At 63.5% G+C, this 20,036-nt stretch carries 23 protein-coding genes; 10 read left to right on the forward strand and 13 right to left on the reverse strand.

Annotation, left to right across the window (positions count from 1 at the left end):
- The first annotated feature begins 94 nt into the window (after positions 1–94).
- Entirely contained in the window at positions 95–628 is a 534-nt protein-coding gene (locus tag LB519_RS23530) for a DUF934 domain-containing protein (RefSeq protein WP_224621319.1), read from the forward strand.
- 97 nt (positions 629–725) lie between these two features.
- Complete coding sequence (locus LB519_RS23535) at positions 726–2,330, forward strand: GMC family oxidoreductase (RefSeq protein WP_224621320.1); 1,605 nt, start codon at positions 726–728, stop codon at positions 2,328–2,330.
- A 125-nt stretch (positions 2,331–2,455) separates the two neighbouring features.
- Here LB519_RS23535 and LB519_RS23540 read toward each other — a convergent pair whose 3' ends face one another.
- The 3 genes from LB519_RS23540 to LB519_RS23550 all read right to left on the reverse strand — a co-directional run bounded on the left by LB519_RS23540 (position 2,456) and on the right by LB519_RS23550 (position 4,306).
- A complete protein-coding gene (locus LB519_RS23540) occupies positions 2,456–3,478 on the reverse strand; it encodes a fatty acid desaturase (protein WP_013529567.1) in 1,023 nt (340 codons plus the stop codon).
- 152 nt (positions 3,479–3,630) lie between these two features.
- Positions 3,631–4,008, reverse strand: coding sequence for a hypothetical protein (locus tag LB519_RS23545; protein WP_024502835.1), 378 nt, complete (start codon positions 4,006–4,008; stop codon positions 3,631–3,633).
- A gap of 100 nt (positions 4,009–4,108) precedes the next feature.
- Positions 4,109–4,306, reverse strand: coding sequence for a hypothetical protein (locus tag LB519_RS23550; protein WP_024502834.1), 198 nt, complete (start codon positions 4,304–4,306; stop codon positions 4,109–4,111).
- A gap of 239 nt (positions 4,307–4,545) precedes the next feature.
- Here LB519_RS23550 and grpE point away from each other — a divergent pair, with 239 nt between their 5' ends.
- A complete protein-coding gene (grpE, locus tag LB519_RS23555; protein WP_027161324.1) occupies positions 4,546–5,181 on the forward strand; it encodes a nucleotide exchange factor GrpE in 636 nt (211 codons plus the stop codon).
- Positions 5,182–5,301: 120 nt separating this feature from the next.
- A complete protein-coding gene (locus tag LB519_RS23560) occupies positions 5,302–5,934 on the forward strand; it encodes a trimeric intracellular cation channel family protein (RefSeq protein WP_224621321.1) in 633 nt (210 codons plus the stop codon).
- A 64-nt stretch (positions 5,935–5,998) separates the two neighbouring features.
- Here LB519_RS23560 and LB519_RS23565 read toward each other — a convergent pair whose 3' ends face one another.
- From LB519_RS23565 to LB519_RS23590, 6 genes are all read right to left on the reverse strand, one after another.
- Complete coding sequence (locus tag LB519_RS23565; RefSeq protein WP_023812526.1) at positions 5,999–6,874, reverse strand: GNAT family N-acetyltransferase; 876 nt, start codon at positions 6,872–6,874, stop codon at positions 5,999–6,001.
- A 182-nt stretch (positions 6,875–7,056) separates the two neighbouring features.
- Positions 7,057–9,348 carry a PAS domain-containing hybrid sensor histidine kinase/response regulator gene (locus LB519_RS23570; protein ID WP_224621322.1) on the reverse strand — a complete coding sequence of 764 codons (2,292 nt, stop codon included), beginning with the start codon at positions 9,346–9,348 and terminating at the stop codon, positions 7,057–7,059.
- Between the two features lie 141 nt (positions 9,349–9,489).
- Positions 9,490–10,479: an MDR family oxidoreductase gene (locus LB519_RS23575; protein WP_127384618.1), complete on the reverse strand. Its 990-nt coding sequence runs from the start codon at positions 10,477–10,479 to the stop codon at positions 9,490–9,492.
- 53 nt (positions 10,480–10,532) lie between these two features.
- On the reverse strand, positions 10,533–11,021 hold the full coding sequence (gene lspA, locus LB519_RS23580) for a signal peptidase II (RefSeq protein ID WP_013529575.1): 489 nt from the start codon (positions 11,019–11,021) through the stop codon (positions 10,533–10,535).
- 13 nt (positions 11,022–11,034) lie between these two features.
- On the reverse strand, positions 11,035–11,892 hold the full coding sequence (locus tag LB519_RS23585; RefSeq protein ID WP_013529576.1) for a TrmH family RNA methyltransferase: 858 nt from the start codon (positions 11,890–11,892) through the stop codon (positions 11,035–11,037).
- On the reverse strand, positions 11,889–12,983 hold the full coding sequence (locus tag LB519_RS23590) for a class I SAM-dependent rRNA methyltransferase (RefSeq protein ID WP_013529577.1): 1,095 nt from the start codon (positions 12,981–12,983) through the stop codon (positions 11,889–11,891). Before LB519_RS23590 ends, LB519_RS23585 begins: the two co-directional genes overlap by 4 nt.
- Positions 12,984–13,119: 136 nt before the next feature.
- Here LB519_RS23590 and LB519_RS23595 point away from each other — a divergent pair, with 136 nt between their 5' ends.
- The 3 genes from LB519_RS23595 to LB519_RS23605 all read left to right on the forward strand — a co-directional run bounded on the left by LB519_RS23595 (position 13,120) and on the right by LB519_RS23605 (position 14,713).
- On the forward strand, positions 13,120–13,812 hold the full coding sequence (locus LB519_RS23595) for a helix-turn-helix transcriptional regulator (protein WP_063169010.1): 693 nt from the start codon (positions 13,120–13,122) through the stop codon (positions 13,810–13,812).
- A 71-nt stretch (positions 13,813–13,883) separates the two neighbouring features.
- Positions 13,884–14,279 (forward strand): VOC family protein, encoded by a 396-nt coding sequence (locus LB519_RS23600; protein ID WP_013529579.1) that lies wholly within the window; start codon positions 13,884–13,886, stop codon positions 14,277–14,279.
- On the forward strand, positions 14,276–14,713 hold the full coding sequence (locus tag LB519_RS23605) for an EVE domain-containing protein (protein WP_224621323.1): 438 nt from the start codon (positions 14,276–14,278) through the stop codon (positions 14,711–14,713). The genes LB519_RS23600 and LB519_RS23605 overlap by 4 nt, the downstream gene beginning before the upstream one ends.
- Here the strand turns inward: LB519_RS23605 and LB519_RS23610 are convergent.
- The 4 genes from LB519_RS23610 to sppA all read right to left on the reverse strand — a co-directional run bounded on the left by LB519_RS23610 (position 14,710) and on the right by sppA (position 17,450).
- Positions 14,710–15,675, reverse strand: a complete 966-nt coding sequence (locus LB519_RS23610) for an ornithine cyclodeaminase family protein (RefSeq protein WP_063173091.1) — start codon at positions 15,673–15,675, stop codon at positions 14,710–14,712. The two genes, LB519_RS23605 and LB519_RS23610, sit on opposite strands and share 4 nt — an antisense overlap.
- Positions 15,676–15,712: 37 nt before the next feature.
- Entirely contained in the window at positions 15,713–16,069 is a 357-nt protein-coding gene (locus tag LB519_RS23615; RefSeq protein WP_064995565.1) for a DUF1049 domain-containing protein, read from the reverse strand.
- A 57-nt stretch (positions 16,070–16,126) separates the two neighbouring features.
- Complete coding sequence (locus LB519_RS23620) at positions 16,127–16,411, reverse strand: integration host factor subunit beta (RefSeq protein WP_006200394.1); 285 nt, start codon at positions 16,409–16,411, stop codon at positions 16,127–16,129.
- An 82-nt stretch (positions 16,412–16,493) separates the two neighbouring features.
- Positions 16,494–17,450 carry a signal peptide peptidase SppA gene (gene sppA, locus LB519_RS23625; RefSeq protein WP_224621324.1) on the reverse strand — a complete coding sequence of 319 codons (957 nt, stop codon included), beginning with the start codon at positions 17,448–17,450 and terminating at the stop codon, positions 16,494–16,496.
- Positions 17,451–17,854: 404 nt separating this feature from the next.
- On the opposite strand from sppA, the gene lptC reads away from it, so the two are divergent.
- From lptC to lptB, 3 genes are read left to right on the forward strand one after another with little or no spacing between them, the layout of a single operon-like run.
- Complete coding sequence (gene lptC, locus LB519_RS23630; RefSeq protein ID WP_224621325.1) at positions 17,855–18,568, forward strand: LPS export ABC transporter periplasmic protein LptC; 714 nt, start codon at positions 17,855–17,857, stop codon at positions 18,566–18,568.
- Positions 18,555–19,136, forward strand: a complete 582-nt coding sequence (locus LB519_RS23635) for an LptA/OstA family protein (protein ID WP_013529585.1) — start codon at positions 18,555–18,557, stop codon at positions 19,134–19,136. The genes lptC and LB519_RS23635 overlap by 14 nt, the downstream gene beginning before the upstream one ends.
- Positions 19,136–19,954: an LPS export ABC transporter ATP-binding protein gene (lptB, locus tag LB519_RS23640; protein ID WP_013529586.1), complete on the forward strand. Its 819-nt coding sequence runs from the start codon at positions 19,136–19,138 to the stop codon at positions 19,952–19,954. The genes LB519_RS23635 and lptB overlap by 1 nt, the downstream gene beginning before the upstream one ends.
- The last annotated feature ends 82 nt before the right edge of the window (positions 19,955–20,036 follow it).

Consider the following 20,036-nt stretch of genomic DNA (forward strand, 5'->3'; position numbering starts at 1 on the left):
CTCCGCTCCGGTTCTCGGAAGCCGCCATTTTCGGCGCAGCCTGACCTGAATCTCAACACATCCTTGGTTCGTTTGACTGTTTAGGAACTTTTTGATGACTGGACCGACGACACCGGAGACCCGGCTCTGGACCCCTGCGGGTTTTCAGGAGGATGAGTGGACGCATGCCGAAAGCGCCGATGCGCTGTCCGGCAACGGCCGCTTTATCCTGCCGTTGCAAGTCTTCCTCAATCTCGATCCGGAGGTGCGCCGCTCGGCCAAGGAACGGCTCGGCGTCTTGCTGCAGCCGGGTGATCAGCTCGAGAAGATCGCCGACCTGCTCGACCAGCTGTCGCTGGTGGCGCTGGCCTTTCCGGCCTTCAGCGACGGCCGCTCCTTCTCCAAGGGAGAACTGCTGCGCGGCCGCTACCATTTCGAAGGTGCCGTTCGCGCCACGGGCCAGGTACTGGTCGACCAACTGCCGCATATGCTGCGCCTGGGCTTCGACGAGTTCGAGATATCGAACCCCGTGCTGTTGAAGCGCCTGGAGGAGGGCCGCATCGGCGGATTGGGGCTCTACTACCAGCCAGCCGCCGTGCCGGAACCAAAAGGCCCGAAATACTCCTGGCGGCGCGTCCGCAGCGGCTGACGTTGCGGTAATTCCGCGCGTCTTTACAACGCCCCCTGTTCAAGCCTTCTCTTGAGCTTCCGGATGGAAAATCTGGAATGATCGGGGAGGGGTCTTCATGCGTTACGACTATGTCATAGCCGGCGGTGGGTCCGCCGGCTGTGCGCTTGCCGCACGGCTTTCGGAAGATCCCTCGAAAACGGTCTGCCTGATCGAAGCTGGCGGCGAGGGCAGGGATATGCTGATCCGCGCTCCGGCTGGCATTATCGGTATGCTTTCCGGCCGGCCCAGGATCAACAACTGGGCCTTCGAAACCGTGCCGCAGCAAGGTCTTGGCGGCCGCAAGGGCTACCAGCCGCGCGGCAAGGCGCTGGGCGGCTCCAGCGCCATCAATGCGATGCTCTATGTCAGAGGCCATCGCAGCGACTATGACGAATGGGCCGATCTGGGCTGTGAGGGCTGGTCGTGGGATGAGGTGCTGCCCTATTTCCGGCGCGCCGAAGGCAATGAGCGCGGCACTGATGCCCTGCATGGCGGGGACGGCCCGCTGAAAGTGTCGAACCAGCGCTCGCCGAGGCCAATCGCCAAGGCCTTCATAGAGGCTTGTGCCGAAAACCAGATTCGCGCCTCGGACGATTTCAACGGACCGGAACAAGAGGGCGCAGGCTATTTCCAGGTGACCCAGTTCGCCGGTGGCGCCCGCAATGGCGAGCGCTGTTCGGCTGCCGCCGCCTATCTCCATCCGGTGATGCAGCGGGCCAATCTGACCGTGATCACGCGGGCGCACGCCACAGGCATCGTCCTTGACGGCAAGCGGGCCACCGGTGTCCGCTACCGGACACGCAAAGGCGAGGCAGTGGCGCAGGCGTCGTGCGAGGTGATCCTGTGTGGCGGTGCCTTCGGTTCGCCGCAGCTTCTGTTGCTGTCGGGTATCGGCCCAGCGGCCGAACTTGCCGTGCATGGCGTTCCCGTCGTCCACGAATTGCCGGGCGTCGGCAAGAACCTGCAGGACCACCTCGATTTCATCGTCGGCTGGAGATCGAAGGACACCGATATGCTTGGCATGAGCCCGCGCGGCGCGTTGGGTTTCCTACGGCATATCGCGCAGTGGCGGCGGGATGGGACCGGGCTGATCGCCTCGCCGGCGGCCGAGAGCGGCGCTTTCGTCAAATCCGACCCGGCGCTTGAGCGCCCTGACCTGCAGCTGCAATTCGTCATCGGGCTGGTCGAAAACCATGCGCGCACGCTGCACTACGGCTTCGGCTTCTCCTGTCATGTCTGCATATTGCGGCCGCACTCGCGTGGCGAGGTTGGGCTGGCCAGCGCCGATCCACTTGCCGCGCCGCGCATCGATCCGCGCTTTCTCAGCGACCAGCGCGATGCGGAGCTGCTGTTGAAAGGCGTGAAGATCACCCGGCAGGTGCTGGCTTCACCGGCGCTGACGCGCTACCGGCACAAGGAAATGCACATCGCCGGCGAGCCAAGCGATGCCGATCTGATGACCCATATCCGTACCCGCGCCGACACGGTCTATCACCCGGTCGGCTCCTGTCGGATGGGGGTCGACGAGATGGCGGTGGTCGATCCGCAACTCAAGGTGCGCGGGCTTGAAGCCTTGCGTGTCGTGGACGCCTCGGTGATGCCGACACTGATTGGTGGCAACACCAATGCGCCAACCATCATGATCGCCGAAAAGGCCGCCGACATGATCAGGGCTGCCTGATAGGAGCTCCAGGCCGCGGTGCCTATAGACTGGCGGTCGTTTTATTTTTCTTGGTTTGACGCAATTGCCCAGGGAAACGCTACGCGCTTTCCCTGGAAACCGTTCACCACTTCTGCTGGAATTGCTTAAGCCGCCGCCCGTGCCTCGCGGAACGACACCAGCTTGCGGCGGTTCTCGTCCCACAACGCCAGTTTAACGCAGCGCAGGCTTTCCAGCAGCGTGACACGGCCGATGTCGCGCAGTTCGGGATAATCCCGCAGCACTTCCTGCAACCGGTAGCACGGCACCTTGGCGGAGAGGTGATGGACGTGATGGACACCGATGTTGCCGGTGAACCAGTTCAGCACCGGCGGGAGGTCGTAATAGGACGATCCGTGCAAGGCAGCGTGCTGGAATTCCCAGTCGACATCCTTCGCCCATTCCGTTTCCTCGAACTGGTGCTGGACATAGAACAGCCAGATGCCGGCCGAACCGGCGAGGATGACGATCGGCAGGTGGACCACCAGGAACGCGCCGGGACCGACGAACCAAATGAGGATGGCTGCTGCGACCGCGATGCCAAGATTGGTGGTCATCGACGACACCCAAGGGGTCAGGCCGCCGCGCATCATGCCGACGGGCAGCCTTTGCTCGAAGATGAACAGCCAGATCGGACCGAGCCCGAACATCACCAGCGGGTGGCGATAGAGACGATAGGCAAGGCGGCCTCGCCACGACATCTGCCGGTATTCTGCAACGGTCAGCGTCCGGATGTCGCCCATGCCGCGTTCGTCAAGATTGCCGGCGCTGGCGTGGTGCGTCGCGTGGGCGCGCCGCCAGCAATCGTAGGGCGTCAGCGTCAGGATGCCGAGCGCGCGGCCGATCCAGTCGTCCGCGTAGCGATTGGCGAAGAAGGAGCCGTGGCCGCAATCGTGCTGGATCATGAAGATGCGCACCAGAAACCCGGCCGCGGGGAGGATGAGGATCAGTCCCCACCAATGGCCATAGGCATAGGCCGCCGAGGACAGGCCCCAGAGTATGGCGAATGGAATGAGGGTGATGGCGAGTTCGACGGTGCTGCGCCGCCTGTCAGGCTTCTTGTAGCGGGCGAGAATCTTCAGCCAGGCGCGCTTGCTGTTGGCGACCGTCTCAGGGGAAATCATGTTCATCAGGAAGCATAGGCGGGGTGCCTTGCCGCCGCAAGGCGACATCACGCAAAATTACTGTGCGTAATTGTCGCGTGGCCCGGCGGTCGAGCCAGCCAACCGCCGGTTCGACCTGCTGATGATTCTGAGCGTAGGTTTTCCGCTGAGGTCGATCGCTATTCGCGATCGAGGATGGGACAGCCGCGCTCGGTGCCAAAAGTCACGCGCACGCGGTCGCCACCCTGTCTGCCGCGGACTGTGATCTCCCGGCGGCCGACGGACTCTATCCTTGCGCGGCGGATGCCCATTCGGTCTGCCTTGTCGAGGGCCCGGTCCTCCGTGCAGCCTCGTTGACGGCGGTCGCGCCGGTCGTCGCGACGGGGGCCTTCGCAATCGTCATAGGCGGGGTCGCAATCTTCCATGAGCTTCAGCCGCGGGCCATGTTTGCCCAATTGCAGCTGCAGATTGTCTGCTTGTGCCGGAAAAGCCGCCAAGGTGATGGCGCCGAGGCCGACAAGCGCCATCAGCGATGAGGTGATCGAAACCTTGCGCACTACGTCCTCCATTTTGAACCACAACACATCTATCCTTAGATGGTTCGGCTCTCCCCGGCTATTGCCGATAGGAGGTTTGCTGCCAAGATCGATTGTTGCGTTAACGCCGGCGCCAGCCGATGTCACCGCGCTCCGCCCCATCGAGGCGGTCGAGCAGTTCTCGGAGCCGGTCGGGAATGTCGGCCTCGGTGCGGAAGGCCGGCAAGGTGCGTAGAAAGCGGGTCACCGCCTCGGCACCCAACTGGCGCCTGACCTCGATGGCCAGCCCTTCTGCCTTTTCGCCCGTGTTGCGGGTCATCGTCTCAATCCTGTGTCGGCTTCGAAACTCCTCCAGTAAGGGAATGGTTCCCCCATCCTGCCTGTGGGGCAAGCAAAGCCGGCAGTTAAGGTAAAATTTGAATTAAAATCGAAATGCCTTGCCTGCCATTGTCCGGCCTTGCCGGTGGCTTCCATAATCGCTTACCCCTTGATTTTTGGCTGCCAAACATCGATATCGGGCACAAAATCCACATCATTCGAGATTGACGGGAAACGGCGATGAGCGACCAGGCAAAAGACGAACGCGCGCCCGATGAAGTCGAGGCGACCGAGCCCGCAGCCGAGCGCACGGAAGGCAGCACCGACGGCGACTATGAAGCCCTTGTCCGGCTGCTGAAGGAAAATGAAGAGCTGAAGGACCGCGCGCTGCGCGTGGCGGCCGAGATGGAAAACCTGCGTCGCCGCACGGCGCGCGATGTTCACGATGCGCGCACCTACGCGGTCGCGAATTTCGCCCGCGACATGCTTTCGGTGTCGGACAATCTGCGCCGCGCGCTGGATGCGATTCCCGCCGAGGCCAAGGCATCGGGTGACGCCGGCTTCAAGGCGCTGATCGAAGGCGTCGACCTCACCGAGCGCGCCATGCTGTCGGCGCTGGAACGGCATGGGGTCAAGAAGCTCGCGCCGGAAGGCGAGAAGTTCGATCCCAATTTCCACCAGGCGATGTTCGAAGTGCCCAATCCGGACGTCCCGGCCAACACCGTGGTCCAGGTCGTGCAGCCGGGCTATTCGATCGGCGACCGCGTGCTGCGCCCGGCTATGGTCGGCGTCGCCAAAGGCGGTCCGAAGTTTGCCGCCGCTGAAGCGCCGGTCGAGCCGGGGCCGGTAAACGAGCAGGCCGAGAAGGATGCATAGTTAAGGCAGTAATGGAATAGGGGAGTAGGGGAGTAGGGGAGTAGGGGAGCGTACCAGCGGTGCGGTTTCGTGATAAACATACTCCCGTATTCCCCTATTCCCTTACTCCCCTGGCCTGCAATGAACCCCATCGCGCTTCTCGACTATGCCGGTGTCGCCGTCTTCGCGGCGACCGGAGCGCTTGCGGCTTCGCGCAAGCAGCTCGACATTATCGGCTTCCTGTTCCTGGCCAGCGTCACCGGGATAGGTGGCGGCACGCTTCGCGACGTCATCCTCAACCTGCCGGTTTTCTGGGTCGCCAACTCCGGCTATGTGCTGGTCTGCGCCGCGGTTGCGGTGCTGGTCTTCTTCAGCGCGCATCGTGTCGAATCGCGCTGGAAATGGCTGCTCTGGCTCGACGCCATCGGGCTCGCTGCTTTTTCGGTGATGGGCGCGGCCAAGGGGCTTGCGATTACCGGTTCGCCGGTCGTCTCCGTCATCACCGGCGTGCTCACCGCCACTTTCGGCGGCATTCTGCGCGATCTCCTTGCCGGCGAGCCATCGGTGCTGCTCAGGCCCGAAATCTATGTCACGGCGGCCCTTGCAGGTGCCGGCCTTTACACGCTTGGCGATCTTGCCGGACTGCCGCCGCTCGCCTCGGATTTTGCCGGTTTTGCGGCGGCGTTCCTTGTGCGTGGCGGCGCGCTCAAATTCGGCTGGTCGTTTCCGTCCTACAAGAGCCGGCCCGGCAGGCGGCCGGAAGATATTTTGTGAAAAGGAAGCGAATAGCGAATAGGGGTTGAACGAGATAGCTCCCGCTACTTTCTATTCGCTAGCCTCACGCAGCGAAGCGCTGGGCTTCCCCGCCATAATAGTTGACGTAGCGTGCGCCGATCTCCTTGACCGGCATCACGACGAACACATCGACCGTCGAGAATTCGCGATCGATGACGCAGCCATCGCCGATGCGGGCGCCGACACGCAGATAGCCCTTGACCAGAGGCGGCATCGCGGCGATCGCCGCCTTGGCATTGACCGCCTCGATCGGCATCAGGTCCATCGAGCAGTAGCGCCCGGAGACCGCGCGTACATCCCAGGCCGAATTTGTGCGGCAGTGGTGGGCGAGGTAGGTGAGCGCCTCGGCATGCGCCGCCGGCACGGTGCCGTGAAAGGAAGCGCAACCGGTCATCACACCGATTTCATAATGGTTGATGTAAGCCCAGATGCCTTGCCACAACGCTTCGATGGTGCGCTTCGAGCGGTATTCCGGCAAGACGCAGGAGCGGCCGAGTTCAAGGAAACGCTGGCCGGGGTGACGGGCAATGAGCTTGGTCAGCTCGAATTCACCTTCGGAATAGAAACCGCCGGCCGTGGCCGCGATTTCTTGCCGCAGCAGCCGATATGTGCCGACGATGCGGCGATGTTCGGGACCGGAAAGCGTGGTGTCCAAAACCAGCAGATGGTCGCAGAGCGGATCGAAGCGGTCGGCGTCACGGCGGTCATGGGCCTGGAACAGGTCCTTCCTGGCGCCAAGTTCGTCGTAGAACACCCGGTAGCGCACTTCCTGCGCGGCCGCGATCTCGGCCTCGTTGCGAGCGAGCCGCACTTCAAGATTGCCTATACGGCCCAGCGCCGCGCCCTTTATGACGGAATCGACGTTACGTCCGGCAAGCAAGGCGCTGCTGGCGTTCGGCCGAGTGTCACATTCCGGCATAACTGTATGCACGAGTGATTCTCCTTCGAGCCATCCCTCTTGGCACGGGGATACGGTGTAGGTGCAACAGGATTGTGACAGTACCGTGATACGACGTCGTGGGCAATACTTCGTCGGCTGGCGAATACGATCAACCGGCTACGTTTAAGTGATCGCCCGGTGCGGAATGGGCGGTGGAAAGCTCAGGCCGCGACGACCTGGCCCTCGACGGCATTGACCAGCGCCTCGGGGTCGAGCGGCTTGGTGACAAAGCCGCTGGCTCCATGGGCCAACACCGCATGGCGGGTCTTTTCCTGGCTGTCGGCCGACAGCACCATGATCGGCACCGGCCGCACGGCACTTTCTTCCTCATGGCGGCGGATGGCGGCAATCGCGTCCAGCCCGTCCATGACCGGCATGTGCAGATCCATCAAGACCACGTCGAAGCGGTCCTTGTGCGCGGCGCCGGTGACAGCCTCGACGGCCGCCTTGCCGTTGCCGACCACCCTGACGCGATGCCCGGCCTTCAGCAGCGTGGCGCGGGCCAGCATGGCATTGATGTCATTGTCCTCGGCGATCAGCACCGACAGGCCGCGCTGGCGGTTGCCGACGGCGCGCTGTGTCGGCGCGCCGCGCTTTTCCGGCTGCGGCGGGCCGAGGCTCGGAGCATGGCTGCTCAACAGTACACGCAAAAGTGTTCCGCCGCGCACCGGCCTGGCCAGGAAGGTTGCGTAGCCGCTGGCGCGGAACTCGCCAAGCATGCCGCGATCTGTCGGCGCGATCAGCGTGATCGCCTCACAGTCGGAGAAACCGCTCTGGCGCAGGCGCTTGAGCAGCCTTCCGTCGCCTTCCTCCATCGCTGCATCGACCAGGATCGCGTCGCAGCCGGCGGCGAAAGGCGCGGCCTGTGCGGCGGTGGTGGCGATGTCGACCGCGCCGCCGTTGGCACGGATGGTGCGGGCGATGGCGTCGGCCTCGACGGCGTTCTTCGACAGGATCACCACGCGTCTGCCCGAGAGAGCATTCTGGCGGCCCTGCGGCGCTTCGGTGGCCGCTGTCGCAGGGACTTCGAAGACGAACTCGGATCCCTGGCCGAGCCGGCTGGATACCGAGATCGTGCCACCCATGGCGGCCACCAGGCGCCTGGAGATGGCAAGGCCGAGGCCGGCCCCGCCATGTGTGCGTGTCGACGTGCCGTCGGCCTGCTCGAACTCCTCGAAAATGCGCTCCAGGTCGGCATCATGCAGGCCCGGACCGGTATCGGCGATGGTAAAGCATATGCGGTCGCTGGTTTCGGTGCGTGCGCGTGCAATGCTCACCAGCACGCCGCCGCTGTCGGTGAACTTGATGGCGTTGCCGATGAGGTTGAGAAGCACCTGCCTGACCTTGCCTGGATCGGCGGTGATCAATTGCGGCACGTCGGGTTCGACATGACAACCCAGCCCGATATCCTTGGCGAAGGCGCGCGCCGCCAGCAATTCGATGATGTTGTCGGCGATCTCGCGCACCGACATCGGCTGCGGCTCCGGGTCGAAACGCCCGGCTTCGATCTTGGAATAGTCGAGAAGATCCTCGATCAGGGCAAGCAATGCGCTGGCTGAGGTCGAGACGGCGCCGACATAGGTCTGCTGCTCCGGCGACAGGCTGGTGTCGGCGAGCAACCTGGCCATGCCCATGATGCCGTTCATCGGGGTGCGGATTTCATGGCTGACGGTGGCGAGGAAGCGCGATTTGGCCTGGCTGGCATATTCGGCCCGTTCGCGTGCGGTGATCAGCGAGGATTCGGCGCGTTTGCGGGCGGTGATGTCGCGGGCGATGGCGCGGTGCGAGACCGCGCCGCTGTCCTTGTCGCGCACCGACAGTTCGATCCAGGAGAACCAGCGCTGCCCGCTCGGCGTGCTGATAGAGACATCGGTGGAACTCAGGCACTCATGGTCGGAAAAGGCGGCATCGGGAACCATGCCGACCTCGATGCCGAGTTCCGCCAGGGTCTTGCCGGCAAGATCGCGCTGGTCGATCTCGACGAGATCGGCGAAGACCTTGTTGGCATAGACGATGTAGCCGTCGCGGTCGCGATGGATGACAAGATCGCCAAGCGCGTCGATCAGGCCGCGAAAGCGCTCATCGCTCTCCTGCATCTCCCACATGCGGTCGGCCAGCGTCTCGATCTCGGCGCGGCTGCGGGCCGTGGTTTCGTCAAGAAGGGCGGCGGTGCGATGTTCGCTCCGCCTGGCGCGCAGATGCATGGCAAGGCCGGCTAGGCCGGTTGCGAGCAATGCAACGCTGATGAACATCGGTGCCCCGGTCAGGTGCGCCAGCCCGGCCATCACCACGATGGCGACGAATGTCAGAAAGGACAGGCCTTCGCGCCTGGAGAATTCCGGCTCGGGCACCAGCGGCGGCGCGGCGACGAAGCGCCGCGTCGACGCCGGCGGCAGCACCGCATCGACATCGTCGCCAGTGTCCGCCTGTTGGCTGCCGGATTGCGCGATCATGCGAAATTCTTGCCAGACAGAGCTTATGGAAAATTGCGGCGGATCGTTCCAATTTTAGCGGATGAGCGCTTTTTGCCGAGGCGCGGCGGGTTTGCCACCAGATCTGGCGATTGCATCCGCCCTTCCGGCAGTTGGGCGGAGTCACATATCCACGACGACGCGGCCGCGGATCTTGCCCTCGACGATATCGCGCGCGGCATCGACGATGCCGTCGAACCCGATGGTGCTGGACAGGCTGGCGAGCTTCTGCAGATCGAGGTCGGTGCCGATGCGGCGCCATGCCTCGAGGCGGACTGCTTTCGGCGCCATCACTGAATCGATGCCGAGCAATGAGACACCGCGCAGGATGAAGGGCGCGACGCTGGCCGGCAGGTCCATGCCGCCGGCCAGGCCGCAGGCGGCGACCGCGCCGCCATAGGAGGTCATCGAGAGCACATTGGCCAGCGTGTGGCTGCCGACAGCGTCGATGCCGCCCGCCCAGCGCTCCTTGGCCAGCGGCTTGGCCGGCTGGGCAAGCTCCTCGCGCGAGATCACCTCGGCGGCGCCAAGGTCCATCAGAAAGGGGCTTTCGGCATTGCGGCCGGTGGAAGCAATGACATGGTAGCCGAGGCTGGACAGGATGGAGACTGCGACCGAGCCGACGCCGCCGGCTGCCCCCGTCACCACCACCGGGCCGCGATCGGGCAGGATGCCGTGCCGCTCCAGGGCCATGACACAGAGCATGGCGGTATATCCTGCGGTGCCGACGGCCATCGCGTCATGCGGGCTGATGCCTTGCGGCAGCGGCACCAGCCAGTCGCCCCTGACGCGGGCACGGCCTGCATAGGCACCGAAATGGGTTTCGCCGACGCCCCAGCCATTCAGCACGACCTTGTCTCCGGCGCGCCAGTCGGGATGCGAGGACGAAATGACGGTGCCGGCGAAATCGATGCCCGGCACCAACGGCCAGCGGCGGATCACCGGCGCCTTGCCTGTGATCGCCAAGCCATCCTTGTAGTTCACCGTCGTTGCCTCGACCGCGACGGTGACATCGCCTTCCATCAGGTCGGCCTCGGTGAGATCGGTCACGGCGACCGACTGCTTTTTCTCGGCGTCACGCGAAACGAGGATGGCTTTGAAGGTTTCGGACATGTCTTTCTCCGCGATCTTGACGACATGAACTGTGCGGCGATGGCCGCACGGGGTCAATCCTTGGAAGGACTGGCTTTGGGTTCGCGCCGCCAGCCGACCAGCTCGTCGAAGACGACCAGTGCCGCACCAACCGAAATGAAGGCGTCGGCAAGGTTGAAGACGGCGAAGGACCAGACCGGCGTGTGGAACAGGATGTAGTCGATGACGTGGCCGTAGACGGCGCGGTCGATCAGATTGCCGAGCGCGCCGCCGACGATCAGCGCAAAGCCGGTGCGGGCAAGGATCTGGGACGGCGCGATCCGGGTCGCCAGGAACAGCACGAAGGCAACGACGGCGAGCGAAATGACGATCAGCCCGGTGTCGCCGAAGGACGAGAACATCGAGAAGGCGATGCCGGTATTGTAGGTGCGAAACAGCGCCAGGAAGGGCAGCAGATCAACCTTCTCCTGAAAAGGCAGATCGGCCTCGACCAGGTATTTTATCCACTGGTCGAGCGCGATGGCCGCGACGACGAGCAATGCGTAGGGAGACCATGATCTCACGGGCAGGCAACCTTCATTGCTGGTCCAGGATTGGCTCGAGCTTCAGCGCGCCGCGCCGGATCTCGAACAGCATGATGCCGGTGGCAACGGCCAGATTGAGCGAATCGGCACGGCCCGCTTGCGGAATCCTGAGCAGCCTGTCGCAACTCGCAGCCAGGCTTTCGGGCAGTCCCTGCTGCTCGTTGCCCATCATCAGCAGCACGGGCCCGCGGGAAAAATCGACCGAGCGGTAGTCGACGGCGCCTTTCAGGTGGGTTCCGGCGACGAGGCCTGAAAACCCGCCTCGCCAGGCGAGGAAAGCCTCGGTTGTCGCCTTCGCCACCGGCACGGCAAAGATCGAACCCATGGTGGCACGCACCGTCTCCACGGAGAATGGATCAGTGGTATCGCCGACCAGGATGACGCCTTTGGCGCCGACGGCATCGACGGTGCGGATGACGGTGCCGAGATTGCCGGGGTCGCGCACCCGGTCGAGCGCCACCCAGACGTCGCCATTGTCAGCGCGGACATCCTTCAAGGCGAGGAATTTCTGCGAAAAGACGCCGACCACCATTTGCGGGTTGTCGCGACGGGTGATGGCGACCAGCACCTTCTCCGACACTTCGAGCACCATGCCGCCTGCCGCAACCGTGCGTGCGGCCACCTTCTCCACGGCAGCGTTGCCGCGCCCGGCCTTGGCGAAAACCAATGTCCTGATCTGCCAGCCGAGATCGAGCGCATCGATGACCAGCTTCAACCCCTCGGCCATGAAGGCGTTCTGCTGGTCGCGGAATTTCTTCTGAGCGAGCGCCTTGATGTCCTTGACCAGCGGATTGGCGAGGCTGGTGACCTCCTTCACCTGGCCGGGTGCGCCTGCATGCCGCTCGTTCATTCAGCCACCCAACGCGAAAACAATGAGGTCGATAGCGCCCGGCCGGCGGACTTTTCGCGGATGATCAGCTCACCCGATTCAACCTTGCCGCCCATGCCGGCAAAGGTATCGCGCATCAGGGCGTGGATGGCGAAGAAGGAGGCGCGGATCGAGTAGGCGGTCAGCACCACGGCAAGCGGCTTCGGCGTCAGGATCGCCCGGCAGAGGTCGGTCAAATCGGGCAGGTCCTCGAACAATTGCCAGACCTCGCCCTTGGGGCCACGGCCATAGGCCGGCGGGTCGAACAGAATGATATCGTAGCGGCTGCCGCGGCGCTCCTCGCGCTCGGCGAATTTCACCGCGTCGTCGACGATCCAGCGGATCGGCTTGCTGCCGAGGCCGGCCATCTCCTGGTTTTCGCGGGCCCAGCCGATCGCCTTCTTCGAGGCATCGACATGGGTGACCTCGGCACCGGCGCGAGCCGCCACCAAGGAAGCGAGACCGGTATAGCCGAACAGGTTCAGAACCTTGACCGGCCGCTTCGCCGCCGCGATCAGCCCGGCCATGTGGTCCCAGTGGGAAGCCTGCTCGGGAAAGACGCCGACATGACGAAACGAGGTGAAACGGCCGAGATAGTCGATGCCGTCATGCTTCATCGGCCAGGTCTCGCCGAGCGGCAGCTTCGGGAAACGCCAGCGGCCGATCCCCTCCTCGTCGGTGTCTCCGGTGAAGACGGCGTCGGCGCGCTCCCATTCCTTTGCCGGCAAGGCCTTTTGCCAGATCGCCTGGCCCTCTGGCCGCACGATCCGGTAGGGGCCATATTGTTCGAGCTTCTGGCCGGTGCCGCTGTCGAGCAGCGCATAATCGGCATTGGGCGCCACTTCCAGGATCACGGGAAGATGTTCAGTGGGCAGAGCGCCTTCGCGGCGGGCCAGGATGCGCGGCGCCGAGTTCGGTTCGGAACGATTTTCCGTCTTCGCCTCATGGCGCTCGCGCGGTGGCGCTTCCGGTCTGGCAGGAGCCTGGCCGGGACGCGGGCGTGACACGTCCGCCGCACTCTTGGCGGATGGATGTGGACGGTTGTCGCGGCGTTTGTCGCGAAAAGACTTCAAGCGGGGGCAACTCCGAACGGCGTGGCCGCTTTTGACATAGGGCAACCGGCTTCGCAACCAAGTCCGACAGGTCGGCCTCTCCGGTTTATGTCTGCCGGCGATGGACCAATGTCAAAGAAACAGGCAAATCTGCTCGATGTCCCGCTCCGAACGCCTACTCGACCTCATACAGTGCTTGCGCCGGCATCGCCGGCCGGTGAGCGGGCACATGCTTGCCGACGAGACGGGCGTTTCGATCCGCACGCTCTACCGCGACATCGCCACGCTGCAGGGCCAGGGCGCGCCGATCGAAGGTGAGGCGGGGTTGGGTTATGTGCTCAAGCCCGGCTTCATGCTGCCGCCGCTGATGTTCAGCGACGAGGAGATCGAAGCCATTGTGCTCGGCTCGCGCTGGGTCGCCAGGCAGCCGGACCAGCGTCTCTCGGCCGCCGCCGCCAACGCGTTGGCCAAGATCGCAGCCGTGCTGCCCGACGATCTGCGCGAGGATCTTGACGCGAGCACACTGCTGGTCGGGCCTCCTGCCGCGGCCACCGAGGGCATCGATCTTGGTCTGGTGCGGCAGGCCATCCGCAACGAGCGCAAGCTCGGCTTTCTCTACCGCGATGCCGGCGGGGCCGTGTCCCAGCGCGTCGTCTGGCCATTTGCGCTGGGCTTCTTCGACAAGGTGCGGGTGGTGGTGGCGTGGTGCGAGATGCGGCAGGATTTCCGGCATTTTCGCGCCGATCGCATCGCCGAACTCCAAGCAATGGACACGCGCTATCCGCGTCGTCGCCAGGCGCTGCTCAAGGAATGGCGAACGACGCTCGACAAGCCGCGTGGTTCGCGATGACTGCTGCCATATTCTGACAGTAGCCTATCGTATGTTCGTCAAGTCGAAACACCGAACCTTGGAGAGCAGATATGGCCACCCCGAATTTCGTCATCCTCTATGTCGACCAGCCGCAGCAGAGCGGTGCCTTCTACAGCGCGCTGCTCGGTCGTGAGCCGGTCGAAAGTTCGCCGACCTTCGTGCTGTTCGTGCTCGATGCCGGCTTCAAGCTCGGCCTGTGGTCGCGCCATACGGTGGAGCCGGCAGCCGCCACGTCAGGCGGTGGCGCCGAAATCGTGTTTGCGCTGGATACGCCCGATGCGGTCGATGCCGCCCATGCCGACTGGTCCGGGCGCGGGCTGAAGATCCTGCAGACGCCGACCGACATGGATTTCGGCCGTACTTTTGTCGCGCTCGATCCCGATAATCATCGCCTGCGCGTCTACTGGCTGTCCGACGGGGAACAGGCCAATGGGGAACAGAAATGAGCGCGTATTGGATAGCGGTGGCGTCGGCCGAGCATGTCCGGCGTGGTCGCACAGCCGGCTTCATGCAGGTCAACCACGGCAAGGCGGCACCGCTGCGTCGCGTCAAGCCGGGTGATGGCGTCGTCTACTATTCGCCGACCACTGTTTTGGGCGAGAAAGACGGCCTGCAGGCTTTCACGGCGATAGGCATCGTGCAGGAAGGCGAGCCTTATCAGGGCGATATGGGCGCCGGCTTCACGCCGTTCCGCCGCGATGTGGCGTGGGCCAAGGCCGAGGAAGCGCCGATCAAGCCGCTGCTCGACAGGCTGGATTTCACCGCGGCCAAGTCGAACTGGGGTTATCAGCTTCGCTTTGGCCTTTTTGAAATCGGGGATCACGATTTTCGTGTGATCGCTGAGGCGATGGGCGCCGAAATGGGTGCAGCGGTAAACTAGGCCGTGAGCGCCTTGTAGACGGCAATGCCGGCGGCAAGATCCTCGAGCGCCGCTCCGACCGACTTGAACAGCGTGATCTCACCGGCGCTCTCGCGGCCCTTCTTCCGGCCGCGCGCCAATTCGTGCAGATCGGCGACGATGGCTTCCGGTTTCAGCACGCCGGAGGTCAGCGGTTGGACGATGTCGCCGGCTTCCTTGGTGGCGCCGGCGCGGGTGTCGACATAGACGCGGGCAAGCCTGATCGCATCGTCATCGCTCTCGCGCATCGTCGGCGTAAAGCCGCCGACCAGGTCGACATGGGTTCCCGGCCGCAACAATGCGCCCTTGATCAACGGCGTGGTCGTGATCGTTGCCGAGGAGACGATGTCGGCCTGCCCAAGCTCCGTATCGAGATCGCTTGCCGCACTGGCCGCGAAGCCCTGGGCGCACAGATCGGCCGCGACTTTCTCGGCATTGGCCGGGGTGCGGTTCCAGATGCGGATGGTCTTGATGGGCCGCACGGCCGAGTGCGCCTTGGCGAGGAAGGGCGACAGCGCGCCGGCGCCGACCACAAGCAGCCGCGAGGCATCGTCGCGGGCGAGATAGGAGGCCGCAAGCGCCGAAGCACAGGCGGTGCGCCATTGTGTCAGCCGCTGGCCGTCGATCAGGGCCTCGGGTTCGCCGGTGGCGCCGTTGAGCAGAAGATAGAGCCCCATCACCGCGGGCTTGCCGATGGCATTGTTGTCGGGCGACACGGTGACGATCTTGACGCCGACGTGACCGCCGGCCGACGTGCCGGCCGCGTTGAGATCGGTCCAGGCCGGCATCAAAAGCAGTGTGGAGGCGGCACCATCGGGCCGCTCGATCGTATGATGATGCCTGACCGGCTGCACCGCACCGTCGCGAAACGCCATGCGCAGCGTCTCGACCAGTCCGGGAAAGGTCAGCGCATGGTCGACCTCTGCGGCCGAAATGGTCAGCATGAAAAACTCCGTGAGGACAAAACCGCCGATTGGCGGCTCAAGCGGTCGGCTTCGGCAATGCTGCCTCTTGGGCGGACCCCGGTGCCTGGCTTTGTGATACCGCCGGCGCACGGCTGACCGCCTGGCGCAGGTTCTCGGCTTCGACGCCGCGCTGGCGCGCCAGCTTGCGATAGCGACCCTGTTTGACCCACGTAGCCAGACTGCCGACGATCATGCCGATGGCGAGCGCCAGGAACAGGAAGATGAACAGCGGCAAAGTCAGGGTCAGCTTCGGATTGCCGGGATTGAACGGGTCCAGCGTGAAGGCGACCAGTTCGCGGTTGGCGACAGCGAGTGCGATCAGGATGATCGCCAGGGGCACGAAGATCGCGATAAGGATGAAGCGATTGAACATGATGTTTTCCGTCGGAAGCTGGCCTGTCCGAAAGGCCGTCAGGCGCTGACGTCGCGCCTACTTGCCGCCGTTCAGCCTTTCACGCAGTTCCTTGCCGGTCTTGAAGAACGGCACCCATTTCTCCTCGACCTCGACGGATTCGCCGGTGCGCGGATTGCGTCCGGTGCGCGCGGGACGATTTTTCACCGAAAAAGCGCCGAAGCCACGCAACTCGACCCGGTTGCCTTCGGCAAGGGCGTCGGTGATTTCATCAAAGATCGCGCCGACGATGTTTTCGACGTCGCGCAGGAAAAGATGCGGATTGCGCGTGGCAATAATCTGCACAAGTTCGGACTTGATCATGAGACGGGTCCCCGTGAAAGCAGTGCGGTCAAAATTATGAGGATGATTTTATTTGCTTTTTTCACTTGCCCCAAACGGCTTCTCAAGGGTGCCAGACGGAAACGAGACCGTCAAGAAACAAGCGGTCGGCTCCGAGTTCATGGATGACGTCGCTGCTGTAGGCGGGCAGGCCGAGCGCACTGCCGATCGTTTGCGCCATCGCTTTCGAGAACAGGAAGCCGCCGCGCCGTTCGGTATCCTTCCACTCGACGACCTTGAGCTTGGCATCGACGCCCTTGGTCGCCAGCCAGTCGACCGCCACGGCCTCGCCGCCGACGGCGTCGATCAGCCCGTTGGCAACGCCCTGGCGACCGGTGAATATCGAGCCGTCGGCAAGCGCCAGCGCTTGTTCGCGGCTCATCTTGCGGCGTTCGGCGACGATGTCGACGAACCAGTTGTAACTGTCGAGGATGAGCTTGCGAACCATGGCGCGCTCGTCGTCATTGGTCGGCTTGAAGGGAGAGGGCGCGGCTTTCAGCGGCGAGGATTTCACCTCCTCCAGCTTGACGCCGAGTTTGTCCATCAGGCCGCTGACGTCGGGATACTGGATCAGCACGCCGATCGAGCCGACGATCGAGGTCTTGCGGGCAACGATGTGATCGGCGGCACTGGCGATCATATAGCCCGCCGATGCGGCGAGCGTGCCGACTTCCGCCACCACCGGCTTGTCGGCGGCCAGCTTGCGCACTTCTTCATAGATGGATTCACCGCCAACGGTGGTGCCGCCAGGCGAATCGATCGACAGGATCACGCCTTTCACCTTCGATGAAAGACGGATGGTTTCCAGCCGCTTGATCAGTTCCTCGTCCTCGGTGATCGTGCCTTCGATCTTGACCTTGGCAATATGGTCGACCGTCGAGCCGCCGAAATCGTCGCCATAGAACCAGGTTGAAAGCGCAATCACCCCAAGGGCTATGATGCCTATGGCGACGACGCGCCAGAATGTCAGCTTGCGCCGCAAACGGCGGCGGTCGATCAGGTCGTCGGCTCTCAGTGCCATGGTCAGCCTTTCAGTCGGCGGGAGGAGACGCTTTTAGACCATGATCCTCCCATCTGGAAGCAGTTCTCTTTTGCGCATGGCGAGACAAGTCGGCGCCTGGACGTGAGGTGGCTATCCGCGTCGGCAGTCGACGGGGCCGGGTCGGGCCCTCTCCAGGCGTCGGTCTGCTCACATATTCGTGCAATCGCCACCAGGTCGGGCGACGAGACCGATGGCTGATAAATTTTACGCCGCGTGTCTGTTTCTGCTATGGAGAACACGCAGTTGTGCGGACTTCGTTTTCGTCTGTACAAAGGCGGCTGTCACATTTTTGCAGTTTTCGTGGGCTTGTGCTTGCTTGAAAGCGCCGGCGTCCCACCTATAGGCGGTGCCCGAGGGCGGGCAAGGTTAGAAGAAAGCAGTGAATGTTAGCGCGACCGATTGAACCGACCGACGCCGAGGCGGTGTTGGCTCCCCCGGCGGACGGCCGGACGCGCGGCGATGCTTTCGACCGTGCACAGCGTCATTCGCGCCGCGTGCGCGTTCTCAAATTTGCCGTGCCGGTGGCCGCAGCACTGATAGCGGTCGCTTTCCCGGTTTACTCCTATCTCGCCGCACCCGTCTCGGTGAAGATTCAGGCGGAAGGCACTGCCTTTTCCAACGGCAAGCTGGTGATGGCCAATCCCAAGCTCAACGGTTTCACCAAGCAGAAGCAGCCTTATTCGATGACGGCGCTGCGTGCCATTCAGGATGTCAGCACGCAAGGTATCATCGAGCTGGAAGGCATCGACGCCAAGGTGCCGATCGCGTCCGACAATGTGGCGGCGGTCAAGGCCTCGCACGGCACCTACGATCGCGACGGCAATACGATGAACCTGACCAGCGACGTCACGATCACCACGACCGACGGCATGCAGGCCAAGTTCAAATCGGTCTTCCTCGACATGGGCAAAGGCACTATGAAGACAGGAGATCCCGTCGATGTCAGCCGTGGCGGGTCGCGGATCACGGCGGATAGGATGTCGGTTCAGGACAATGGCAAGATTCTGGTTTTCGAGAACAAAGTGCGCGTCAACATCGATTCCGCCGCCCTGAAGGCGGCACAGGGAAACAGCGGAGAAACCAATGCGGCTCAGTAGTTCGACGCGGCTCGCGGCTGCAACTTCAGCGTTGCTGCTGCTCGGACTCGTGCCGTCATGGGCGCAGACGACCAGTCAATCAGGCCTCAAACTGTCCGGCGACAAGCCGATCCAGATCGAGAGCGACAAGCTGGAAGTCCGCCAGGCCGACAGTGTCGCCATCTTCACGGGCAATGTCAGCGTCGTCCAGGGGCCGACATTGATGAAGGCCGGCAAGATGACGGTCTACTACGTCAAGGACCCCAACGCCGCTGCCAAGGGCACGGAGGCCGCAGGTGCTGCGATGACGGGCTCGGCCAACATCGACCACCTGGAGATCTCCGACAAGGTCTATATCAAGTCGGATGCGCAGATCGCGACCGGCGATCAAGGCAGTTTCGATATGAAGAGCCAGGTGCTGGTGCTTTCGGGCAAAAAGGTCGTTCTGTCGCAAAACGACAACGTTCTGGTGGGCTGCAAGCTTACCGTGCAGATGAAAAGCGGGCTGGCTCAGGTGGATCCATGCGCTGGGCAACGTGTCCAGATGTCGATCACGCCGCCGCCGAAATCGGGAGCGACGAACCCCTGATGGCCAGCCTGTCGTCGCTGACGGCGCGTCTTCCGGGACGGGCCGCCGGCAAGCTTTCGGCGCCGGCCACGGTGACCGTCGATGCGGGAAAGTTCAAGGGAACCCTGATCGCCAAGGGGCTGACCAAGAGCTACAAGGGCCGCAAGGTCGTCAGCGGCGTCACCATCGGCGTGCGCGCCGGAGAGGCCGTTGGACTGCTCGGCCCCAACGGCGCCGGCAAAACGACCTGTTTCTATATGGTTACCGGCCTGGTGCCGGTGGATGAAGGCACGATCGAGATCGACGGCTTCGATGTCACGTCGATGCCGATGTACCGTCGCGCACGCCTCGGCATCGGCTATCTGCCGCAGGAAGCATCGATCTTCCGCGGCCTCAATGTCGAGCAGAATATCCGCGCCGTGCTGGAAGTGGTCGAAAAGGACCGCAAGGTGCGCGAGCGCAATCTCGACGAACTGCTCGAGGAATTCCACATCAGCCATCTGCGCAAGGCGCCATCCATGTCGCTTTCGGGCGGCGAGCGGCGACGCTTGGAAATCGCGCGAGCGCTGGCGACGCGTCCGGCCTACATGCTCCTCGACGAGCCTTTCGCCGGCATCGATCCGATCGCCGTCGCGGATATCCAGCAACTGGTGCGCCACCTGACGGCGCGCGGCATCGGCGTCCTCATCACCGATCACAATGTGCGCGAAACGCTCGGCCTCATCGACCGCGCCTACATCATCCATGCCGGCCAGGTGCTGACCCATGGAAGGGCCGACGAAGTGGTGGCAAACCCGGATGTGCGGCGACTTTACCTCGGCGAGGGTTTCACCCTCTGAGCGTGAAATTTGTTTCCTGACACGATTTTTGCGGTTCGCGCGGCGCTTTTTCCTCGATTTTGCTCCGAGATAACGCTCCGGT

Source organism: Mesorhizobium sp. AD1-1, from assembly GCF_020164655.1.
Taxonomy (GTDB): Bacteria; Pseudomonadota; Alphaproteobacteria; order Rhizobiales; family Rhizobiaceae; genus Mesorhizobium; species Mesorhizobium ciceri.

Coding starts and splice junctions, on each gene's coding strand:
- LB519_RS23530 (WP_224621319.1), top strand. CDS start 95: ATGACTGGACCGACGACACCGGAGACCCGGCTCTGGACCCCTGCGGGT.
- LB519_RS23535 (WP_224621320.1), top strand. CDS start 726: ATGCGTTACGACTATGTCATAGCCGGCGGTGGGTCCGCCGGCTGTGCG.
- LB519_RS23540 (WP_013529567.1), bottom strand. CDS start 3,478: ATGAACATGATTTCCCCTGAGACGGTCGCCAACAGCAAGCGCGCCTGG.
- LB519_RS23550 (WP_024502834.1), bottom strand. CDS start 4,306: ATGACCCGCAACACGGGCGAAAAGGCAGAAGGGCTGGCCATCGAGGTC.
- grpE (WP_027161324.1), top strand. CDS start 4,546: ATGAGCGACCAGGCAAAAGACGAACGCGCGCCCGATGAAGTCGAGGCG.
- LB519_RS23560 (WP_224621321.1), top strand. CDS start 5,302: ATGAACCCCATCGCGCTTCTCGACTATGCCGGTGTCGCCGTCTTCGCG.
- LB519_RS23565 (WP_023812526.1), bottom strand. CDS start 6,874: ATGCCGGAATGTGACACTCGGCCGAACGCCAGCAGCGCCTTGCTTGCC.
- LB519_RS23570 (WP_224621322.1), bottom strand. CDS start 9,348: ATGATCGCGCAATCCGGCAGCCAACAGGCGGACACTGGCGACGATGTC.
- LB519_RS23575 (WP_127384618.1), bottom strand. CDS start 10,479: ATGTCCGAAACCTTCAAAGCCATCCTCGTTTCGCGTGACGCCGAGAAA.
- LB519_RS23585 (WP_013529576.1), bottom strand. CDS start 11,892: ATGAACGAGCGGCATGCAGGCGCACCCGGCCAGGTGAAGGAGGTCACC.
- LB519_RS23595 (WP_063169010.1), top strand. CDS start 13,120: ATGTCCCGCTCCGAACGCCTACTCGACCTCATACAGTGCTTGCGCCGG.
- LB519_RS23600 (WP_013529579.1), top strand. CDS start 13,884: ATGGCCACCCCGAATTTCGTCATCCTCTATGTCGACCAGCCGCAGCAG.
- LB519_RS23605 (WP_224621323.1), top strand. CDS start 14,276: ATGAGCGCGTATTGGATAGCGGTGGCGTCGGCCGAGCATGTCCGGCGT.
- LB519_RS23610 (WP_063173091.1), bottom strand. CDS start 15,675: ATGCTGACCATTTCGGCCGCAGAGGTCGACCATGCGCTGACCTTTCCC.
- LB519_RS23615 (WP_064995565.1), bottom strand. CDS start 16,069: ATGTTCAATCGCTTCATCCTTATCGCGATCTTCGTGCCCCTGGCGATC.
- LB519_RS23620 (WP_006200394.1), bottom strand. CDS start 16,411: ATGATCAAGTCCGAACTTGTGCAGATTATTGCCACGCGCAATCCGCAT.
- sppA (WP_224621324.1), bottom strand. CDS start 17,450: ATGGCACTGAGAGCCGACGACCTGATCGACCGCCGCCGTTTGCGGCGC.
- lptC (WP_224621325.1), top strand. CDS start 17,855: ATGTTAGCGCGACCGATTGAACCGACCGACGCCGAGGCGGTGTTGGCT.
- LB519_RS23635 (WP_013529585.1), top strand. CDS start 18,555: ATGCGGCTCAGTAGTTCGACGCGGCTCGCGGCTGCAACTTCAGCGTTG.
- lptB (WP_013529586.1), top strand. CDS start 19,136: ATGGCCAGCCTGTCGTCGCTGACGGCGCGTCTTCCGGGACGGGCCGCC.